This window comes from Mesorhizobium sp. B283B1A (assembly GCF_020165735.1).
GTDB classification, from domain to species: Bacteria; Pseudomonadota; Alphaproteobacteria; order Rhizobiales; family Rhizobiaceae; genus Mesorhizobium; species Mesorhizobium opportunistum.
The window spans coordinates 1-7,600 of sequence record NZ_JAIUIQ010000084.1 but is presented as its reverse complement, the minus strand read 5'-3'; the positions used below and the strand labels follow the sequence as shown (position 1 = coordinate 7,600).

Here is a 7,600-nt window from a genome sequence, read left to right as displayed (position 1 = left end):
CCGCGGGAGAAATCCCGCGGCATCGGCCGCTTGTTCCAATCGCAAATTACCCTTGGGGAGGGCTGATGGACGGCGCGGTTCCGCTCTTGCGCGTGGAAGGCATATCCAAGCGCTATGGCGGCGTACGGGCGCTGGAGAAGGCTGATCTGTCGGTTTCTGCCGGCAGCATCCACGCCATCCTCGGTGAAAACGGCGCCGGCAAATCCACACTGATCAAGGTCATGGCCGGTGTCGTGGCGCCCGACGAGGGTCGCATGATGCTGGACGGGCGTGAAGTGACCTTCGCTTCGCCGGGTGCGGCGAACAAGGCCGGCATCGTCTGCATCTTCCAGGAATTGTCGCTGATCCCCGAACTCAGCGTCGCCGACAACATCGTCATTTCCGATCCGCCCAAACGCTTCGGCATGATCGACCGCAAAGCGCAGCGCCGCATCGCGGAAGATGCGCTGGCGCGCGCGGGGGCAGCCGATATCCACCCGCTGGCATTGGTGAAGGACCTGCCGCTGTCGCGCCGGCAGATGGTCGAGATCGCCAAGGCCTTGGCGCGCAAGCCACGCATCCTCATCCTCGACGAGGCGACCTCGGCGCTGACGGCGGCGGACGTCTCGAGGATTTTCGAGGTGCTCAAGCGGCTGCGCTCGGAAGGGTTGGCGCTGCTCTATATCTCGCACCGCATGAACGAGATCGCCGAATTGGCCGACCAGTGCACGGTGTTTCGCAACGGCCGCAATGTCGCCAGCTACAAGGCCGGCTCGAAGAGCGACAATGAGGTGGTCGAACTGATGATCGGCCGCGAATACAGCCACATCTTCCCACCCAAGCCGATGGCGGTGCCTGCGACCGCCGCCCCCAGGCTCGAAGCCCGCAAGCTTTCCTGGGCGGACCGGCTGGACAACATCTCGCTGACCGTCAGGGCCGGCGAGGTGGTCGGTCTCGGTGGTCTCGATGGCCAAGGCCAGCGCGAATTGCTGCTCGCCTTCTTCGGCGTGCTGCGCGGGCTATCCGGTCAAATCCTGATCGACGGCAAACCGGTGGCGATCGCCAGTCCATCGGCCGCCCGCGATGACGGCATCGGCATGGCGCTCATTCCCGAAGACCGCAAGACGGAAGGGTTGATGCTGCCGATGACGGTGCGCGAGAACCTGTCCTTCGCCGCGCTCGACCGGCTGTCCAGGGGCGGCATCATCGACCGCACGGCCGAGCAGCGGCTGATCGACGACATGGTCGGTCTTCTGGCGATCAAGACGGCGGGGCTCGACATTCCGGTCGGCGCGCTGTCTGGCGGCAACCAGCAGAAGGTGGTCATCGCCAAATGGCTGATGCGCCAGCCGCGCATCATCCTGCTCAACGATCCGACGCGCGGCATCGATGTCGGCACCAAGCAGGAGCTCTATCAGCTGATGCGCAAGCTTGCGGATGCGGGGGCGGCGATCCTGTTCTATTCGACCGATTATGACGAGCTGATCGGTTGCTGCGACCGGGTGCTGGTGCTCTATGACGGAGCGGTCAAGCGCGAGCTGGTCGGCGCCGAGATCACCGAGCGGGCGCTGATATCGAGCGCGCTCAACATTGATGGCAAGGAGAGCCCGGTGGGCCTGGGAGCAAGTGCGTGAAGGATTGGCGCTACTGGCTGGCCGAGCAGCGCGGAACATTGCTGGCGCTCGGCATCTTCATCGTCATGTTCGCAATCTACAGCGCGAACCATCCGGCCGGCTTCAGCGCCAACGTCGTGCAGACGGCGGCGAACAAAGGCGTGCTGCTCGCCTTCGTCGCCATGGCGCAGACGCTGGTGGTGATCACCGCCGGCATCGACCTGTCCGTCGGCATGATCTTCCTGCTTACCAATTGCTTGGCCTCCTGGCTGGTGGTGGGGACGCCGATGCAGACGGCGCTCGGCGTCGTCGCCGTGCTGGCGGTCGGCCTGTTGTGCGGCGCCATCAATGGCGCCATCGTGATCTACGGGCGGCTGCAGCCGATCGTCGCCACCATTGCGACGGGCGCTGTCTATTACGGCATCGGCCTTCTGCTGCGGCCCTTTCCGGGCGGTTCGGTCAATGAGGACCTGGCCGATGCGCTGACCGGCCGCGTTTTCGGCGTGGTGCCGGCGAGCCTTGTCGTGCTGCTGGCCGTCGTGCTGGTGGTTTGGGTGCCGTTCAGCCGCTCGGTGCTCGGCAGGGCGGCTTACGCGGCCGGATCCTCGGAGACGGCCGCCTACATGTCCGGCGTGCCGATAAGGCGCGGCAAGTTCGCTGCCTACGCGCTGGCCGGGCTGCTGGCCGCGATTGGCGGCCTGTTCCTGACCTTCTTCACCTATACGGGCGAAGCGGCCTATGCCAGCGGCAACGCCTACACGCTGTTTTCGATCGCCGCCGTGGTGCTGGGCGGCGTCTCGCTGTTCGGCGGCAAGGGCAGCGCCATCGGCGCGATCTTCGGCGCGCTTGCCTTCCGCACCATCGGCGACCTGTTGTTCGTGTTTGATTTCGATCCGCTCTGGCAGCCCTTGTTCCAGGGGGTTATCCTGCTGGTCGCCGTCAGCCTCGGCGCCTTCGCCCTGTTTCGGGTCCGCAACCGGCTGGAGTGGTTCCTGTGAGCGAGACGACCTTGGGCGGCATTGCCGGCCGCATGCCGAAATTCATCCGCCGCGCCGATCCGGCGGTGCTGACGGCTTTTGCCTGCATCGTGATGCTGCTGTTGCTGGGCAGCCTCTATTCGCGCAGCTTCCTGTCGCCTGAATACCTGCTGCAGCAGCTGAAAGTGGCATCGTTTCTCGGTGTCATCGCCACCGGCATGATGCTGGTCGTCCTGCTCGGCCAGATCGACCTGTCGGTGCCATGGTCGGTGGCGGCAGGCGCGATGATGGCCTGCGCGGCGGCTGCCTACGGTCCGGTCGGCGTGGCGCTGGCCATTCCGTTCGGCATCTTATGCGGCGTGCTGATCGGCGTCGTCAACGGCATTGGCGTCGCCTATCTGCGCATCCCCTCGATGATCATAACGCTTGCCACCAACGCCGTCGCGCAAGGGCTGATGGTGGTCTACACCGGCGGCTTCTCGCCCCAGGATTCGGCCACCGGCGCCATGCGCTACCTGGCCACGGGCTTTGCCATTCCGGCGGTGCCCAATGCGGTGATCATCTGGGCGCTGATCGGCGCCGCGATGGTGTTCGTGCTGACCCGCACCGCCTTTGGCCGCACCGTCTACGGCATCGGCAACCGGGAGCGCGCCGCCTATCTCTCGGGCATCGACACAAGACGCGTGGTGATGATCGCCTTCGCCGTCTCCGGCGGGCTCTCCGCATTTGGCGGCGTGCTGCTGGCCGGCTATGCCTCCAAGGCGGCGCAGTCGATGGGCGACGCCTATCTCTTGCCGTCGATCGCAGCCGTGGTGCTCGGCGGCACCTCGATCCTCGGCGGGCGCGGCTCCTATCTCGGCACCGTCGCCGGCGTCATCCTGATCACGCTCCTGCAATCCATCCTGTCGGTCATGCAGATGCCGGAAGCGGGGCGGCAGATCATCTATGGCGTGGTCATCGTCGCCATGCTGTTGCTCTACGGCCGCGCGCCGGCAAGCCGCTGACCGTGGACGACAAGGCAGCGCAGGCGCGTAGGGGCGCCTCTGGTTCGGCGCCTCCCGCGATCGTGGTGATGGGCGTCGCCGGCTGCGGCAAGTCGGCCGTCGGAACCGCGCTGGCGGAGGCGCTGGGCGCAATCTTCATCGAAGGCGACAGGCTGCATCCGCCGGAGAATGTCGCCCGCATGGCAAACGGCGAACCGCTTACCGACCAGTTGCGCGAAGGCTGGCTCGATGCGATCGGCGAACGCATCGTCGCGTCGGTCGGCCAGGGGCAGGGCGTGGTCGCTGCCTGCTCGGCGTTGAAGCGCGGCTACCGCGAACGGCTGCGCGGCTTCCGCCGCGACATCGTCTTCCTTTACCTCGAGATCGATCCGGCGACGGCGAGTGAGCGGGTCGCCGGCCGCAAGGGCCATTTCATGCCGGCAAGCCTGGTCGACAGCCAATTCGCCATCCTCGAGCCGCCGGGAATGGATGAGCGGGCGTTGACGCTCGATGCGACCCGCCCGGTGGCCGAACTCGTCACGGATGCGACCCGTTTGCTGCGCCGGTCATGAGCCGTCACCGGCACCGATGCTGTGTCGACCCTCGGTCAGGCGTTGGCGACGGGACCACGACATCATCTGCTCGGGGCAATGCTTGAGTGCCTGCAGCAGACAATCACGCTTGAGCAGGATGTAGCTTGCCTGCAGTACCGTGTTCTTGGCTCCACCCCTGGACATATCCGTTGGCGGGTTCGCGGGCACCAGCTCGGGGCTCAGGACGGCCCGGTATTGGCTGAAGGGAACCTCTTCGAAGGTCGACATGGCAAACAGTGCCGCCTTGCCCCTGGCGGCGAAATTCGCCGGGGCCGAGGCAAGATGCGTCCAGCCGCTGTCGCCCAGAGCGACCTCGGTGAAGGTCGAGCCGGCGTGGATGTTGTTGGTCATCAGCACCACGCCATTCTCCTTCAAGACCTTCTGGATGCGGATGGTGAGCTGATAGACATCATCGCGGTCGAAGACGAGGCGACCCTTCAGGAACCGGTTCTCGACATTGACCAGCGGCGGGTTCAGGAAGCGCAGGCCGAACGAAGACTCGGAAACTCCATGCGCGTTGACGCTCACCTGATAGGCCCCGATGCCGGCCTCGTGCAGGGCGCGCTTGCCGAAGATGGTCTGCGAGGTGAACTGATCGCACCAGATCATGGCGCCATGGCCGCGTCGCAAGGCGGCCCGCAGTCCCTCGAGCCCTTCCAGCCGTGTCGTTGGCGACCAGCGTCTGGCGACCAGATGCGCGGCAAGCTGCAGGCGGCGGCGATGGCGTGCCGCGAGCAAGGCCTCGAACAGGCTGCGCGCATCGATATCATCGCCAAGCACTGCGTGGACGGCTTCGGCGTAGGGTGAGAACTCCTTGCGCAGATGCCGCTTTAGGCCAAGTCTGGACACGCGCCGGCAGACCGGCGCCCACCAACGTACGGGCAAAGCCGCCGCGACCACCAGATACAAGACGGCCAGCAGGCTTTCGCGAGGGTCCCTGTTGGAGAAACGGCGAGGCCTGCCGGGGCGGATCAGCTTGCGGCTGAAAAAGCGCACATCCTCCGCCCGCTCCGGAACGCGAACGTCGGCGATGATTTCAGTGCGGAAGGCGGCCGCGGACGGCGGCTTGCGGTTGCGGGACTTTGCGAACCACGACAGCCTCATCGGTCCAGCCTGTTGTTCAAGACCGCTTTACTGCGTCGATATGGGCCGCGCAACCGCGATAGCGAATGCCGCGCATCAGGCCGTGGCCTAGATCTGCGACGTCAACTCGACCGGGAAATCATCGTTGTCGGCATCGCGCATGGCAGCGAGGCTGCGGTTGTCCAGCACCTCGGCGATCGCCTGGCGCACCTCCAGCATCATGTGCCGGACCTGGCAGGTCGCCTCGTCGCAATCCTCGCAACGCTGGTACTGCGTACGGCTGGCGCAGGGTATCGGCGCCAGCGGCCCGTCGAGGACGCGCACGACATGGCCGATCTTGATCTCGGAGGCCGGGCGGGCGAGGCGGTAGCCGCCTTCCTTGCCCTTGCGGCTCTGGACGAAGCCGGCATTGCGCAATTCGCCCAAGATGGCATCGAGGAATTTCTTCGGGATGTTGTTGGCGACCGCGATGTCGTTGACGAAGGCCAATTGGCCGACCGGAAGACTGGAAAGATGAACGAGGGCCTTGAGGCCGTATTTGCCTTTTTTTGTCAGCATGCCCTGATCAACCCATTGAAAGCCCCAACCACCCGCATCTGGCGGCTGTTTGTGTGCAAATAATGACGGTATCGCCGCGCGACAGTATTTGGCGACAACAAGACGCCAAATGGCACGTTAGGCACAAACGCGTTGATTCTTTGTAACGTTTTGCAGCCGCCGATATTGTGCTGGAAACCGGCTCGCCGGCGCAAAAACGAAAAAGCCGGCAAGGCGCCGGCTCTCCCATCCCTGTTCAAATCCTGCAACCGTCAGCGGCTGCCATAGGCCTGGTCGAGCAGGCCGCCGGCCGCGAAGTGTTCTTTCTGGATCTTGTCCCAGCCGCCGAATACATCTTCCACTGTCAGCAGGCGGATATCGGGGAAATCGGCCTTGTATTTGGCGGCCACGGCCGCATCGCGGGTCCGCAGGCCGTTGCGGGCGGCGATATCCTGGCCTTCGGGCGTGTAGAGGAAGTCGAGATAGGTCTTGGCCAGATCGCGCGTGCCGTGCTCGTCGGCGACCTTGTCGACGATCGCAACCGGGAATTCGGCAAGCAGGCTGACCGAAGGCGTGACCTGCTCGAACTTGTCGTCGCCATACTCCTTGCGGATGCCGCGTGTTTCGGACTCGAAGGTGATCAGCACGTCCCCGATCTCGCGCTGCACGAAGGTGGTGGTCGCGGCGCGGCCGCCAGTGTCGAAGATCGGCACGTTGTTGAACAGCTTGGCGATGAACTCCTTCACCTTGGCGTCGTCGCCCTTGAAGGCTTCCTTGGCGTAGGCGGTTGCCGCCAGATAGGTGTAGCGCGCATTGCCCGACGTCTTCGGGTTGGGAAAGATCACCTGCACGTCGTCGCGCACCAGATCGTTCCAGTCCTTGATGTGCTTGGGGTTGCCCGCGCGGACGAGAAACGAAGGCAGCGAATAGAAGGGCGAGGCGTTGTCGGGAAAGTCCTTCTGCCAGTCGGCCGAGACGAGCTTCTTCTTGACCAGGAAATCGACGTCGGTGACCTGATTGAAGGTGACGACATCGGCGCCGAGGCCTTCGGCGATGGCGCGCGCCTGCGCTGAGGTGCCGGCATGGGACTGGTCGATGGTGACGCCCGGATGTTTCTCGATGAACGCCTTGTTGACCTGGGCGAATAGTTCGCGGCCAACATCATAGGAGGCGTTGAGCAACTTGTCGGCCGACCAGGCTTGGGAGGATGCGAGGAACAGGCCGGCGACGGTGGCAACGCCAAGGAAAAATCGCTTCATGAAAACAGGCTCCGATGCAATGCGCTTATAGCCCGACCATAGCCACGACGCACCGTGCGCGGCGAGGCATGCGAGGCGACCCATGGCATTGCTGTGCGAAAATACATCGTCAGAAACGCCTTTCATTGGAATTCTGTTCCAGTCAGCCCCCTCTTGCCTTCGGTTTCTACCTTCTTGCATTGCAGCGTCGGGCAGCATTTACAAATGGCATACAAGGAGGCAATCATGCCCCAGCACCGCCATTCAACAACGCCACCGAAGGAGGCGAAACTGTCCCGCAACAACTGCGGCCAGGCGGTGCGCATTTCTGTCGAGTTCGGGCTGCCCGGCGATAAGGTTCTGGTCAGTCGCGAAGGCAACCGTCTTGTCAAAGCCGGGCTTACCGCGCTGCTCGCCCAATGGGCGAAAGAGCCACCGCTCGGCCCTGAAGACGACTTTCCCGCGATTAACGATCCGGCTGTGCGCAATAGCGCCTGACCCCCGGGATCAAGCGGCCGGGAACAGCTTCCAACGCCCCGGCCGGAAAGCCACCCGGCTCTTCTGCGCCGCCGGGTGATCGACCGGCAACTCGATCTC

The 7,600-nt window shown here is 64.4% G+C and carries 8 protein-coding genes; 5 read left to right on the top strand and 3 right to left on the bottom strand.

Annotated features, from left to right (window positions below; genetic code table 11):
• Positions 1 to 65 precede the first annotated feature (65 nt).
• From LB577_RS32865 to LB577_RS32850, 4 genes are read left to right on the top strand one after another with little or no spacing between them, the layout of a single operon-like run.
• Positions 66 to 1,613 carry a sugar ABC transporter ATP-binding protein gene (locus LB577_RS32865; protein WP_140576756.1) on the top strand — a complete coding sequence of 516 codons (1,548 nt, stop codon included), beginning with the start codon at positions 66 to 68 and terminating at the stop codon, positions 1,611 to 1,613.
• Positions 1,610 to 2,590, top strand: coding sequence for an ABC transporter permease (locus LB577_RS32860; RefSeq protein WP_013894576.1), 981 nt, complete (start codon positions 1,610 to 1,612; stop codon positions 2,588 to 2,590). The genes LB577_RS32865 and LB577_RS32860 overlap by 4 nt, the downstream gene beginning before the upstream one ends.
• Complete coding sequence (locus LB577_RS32855; RefSeq protein WP_224690540.1) at positions 2,587 to 3,573, top strand: ABC transporter permease; 987 nt, start codon at positions 2,587 to 2,589, stop codon at positions 3,571 to 3,573. The genes LB577_RS32860 and LB577_RS32855 overlap by 4 nt, the downstream gene beginning before the upstream one ends.
• A 2-nt stretch (positions 3,574 to 3,575) precedes the next feature.
• Positions 3,576 to 4,124, top strand: coding sequence for a gluconokinase (locus LB577_RS32850; RefSeq protein WP_224690539.1), 549 nt, complete (start codon positions 3,576 to 3,578; stop codon positions 4,122 to 4,124).
• On the opposite strand, the gene LB577_RS32845 is transcribed toward LB577_RS32850, so the two are convergent.
• The 3 genes from LB577_RS32845 to LB577_RS32835 form a co-directional block, all read right to left on the bottom strand.
• The gene (locus LB577_RS32845) at positions 4,119 to 5,249 is read right to left on the bottom strand and encodes a hypothetical protein (RefSeq protein WP_224690538.1); all 1,131 of its coding nucleotides are present in this window, start codon (positions 5,247 to 5,249) and stop codon (positions 4,119 to 4,121) included. The two genes, LB577_RS32850 and LB577_RS32845, sit on opposite strands and share 6 nt — an antisense overlap.
• A gap of 87 nt (positions 5,250 to 5,336) precedes the next feature.
• Positions 5,337 to 5,786 (bottom strand): RrF2 family transcriptional regulator, encoded by a 450-nt coding sequence (locus LB577_RS32840; protein WP_023768256.1) that lies wholly within the window; start codon positions 5,784 to 5,786, stop codon positions 5,337 to 5,339.
• A 251-nt stretch (positions 5,787 to 6,037) separates the two neighbouring features.
• Complete coding sequence (locus LB577_RS32835) at positions 6,038 to 7,024, bottom strand: sulfate ABC transporter substrate-binding protein (protein ID WP_224690537.1); 987 nt, start codon at positions 7,022 to 7,024, stop codon at positions 6,038 to 6,040.
• A 225-nt stretch (positions 7,025 to 7,249) separates the two neighbouring features.
• Between LB577_RS32835 and LB577_RS32830 the strand changes: the two genes are divergently transcribed.
• Positions 7,250 to 7,501: an antitoxin gene (locus LB577_RS32830; RefSeq protein WP_224690536.1), complete on the top strand. Its 252-nt coding sequence runs from the start codon at positions 7,250 to 7,252 to the stop codon at positions 7,499 to 7,501.
• Positions 7,502 to 7,600 lie beyond the last annotated feature (99 nt).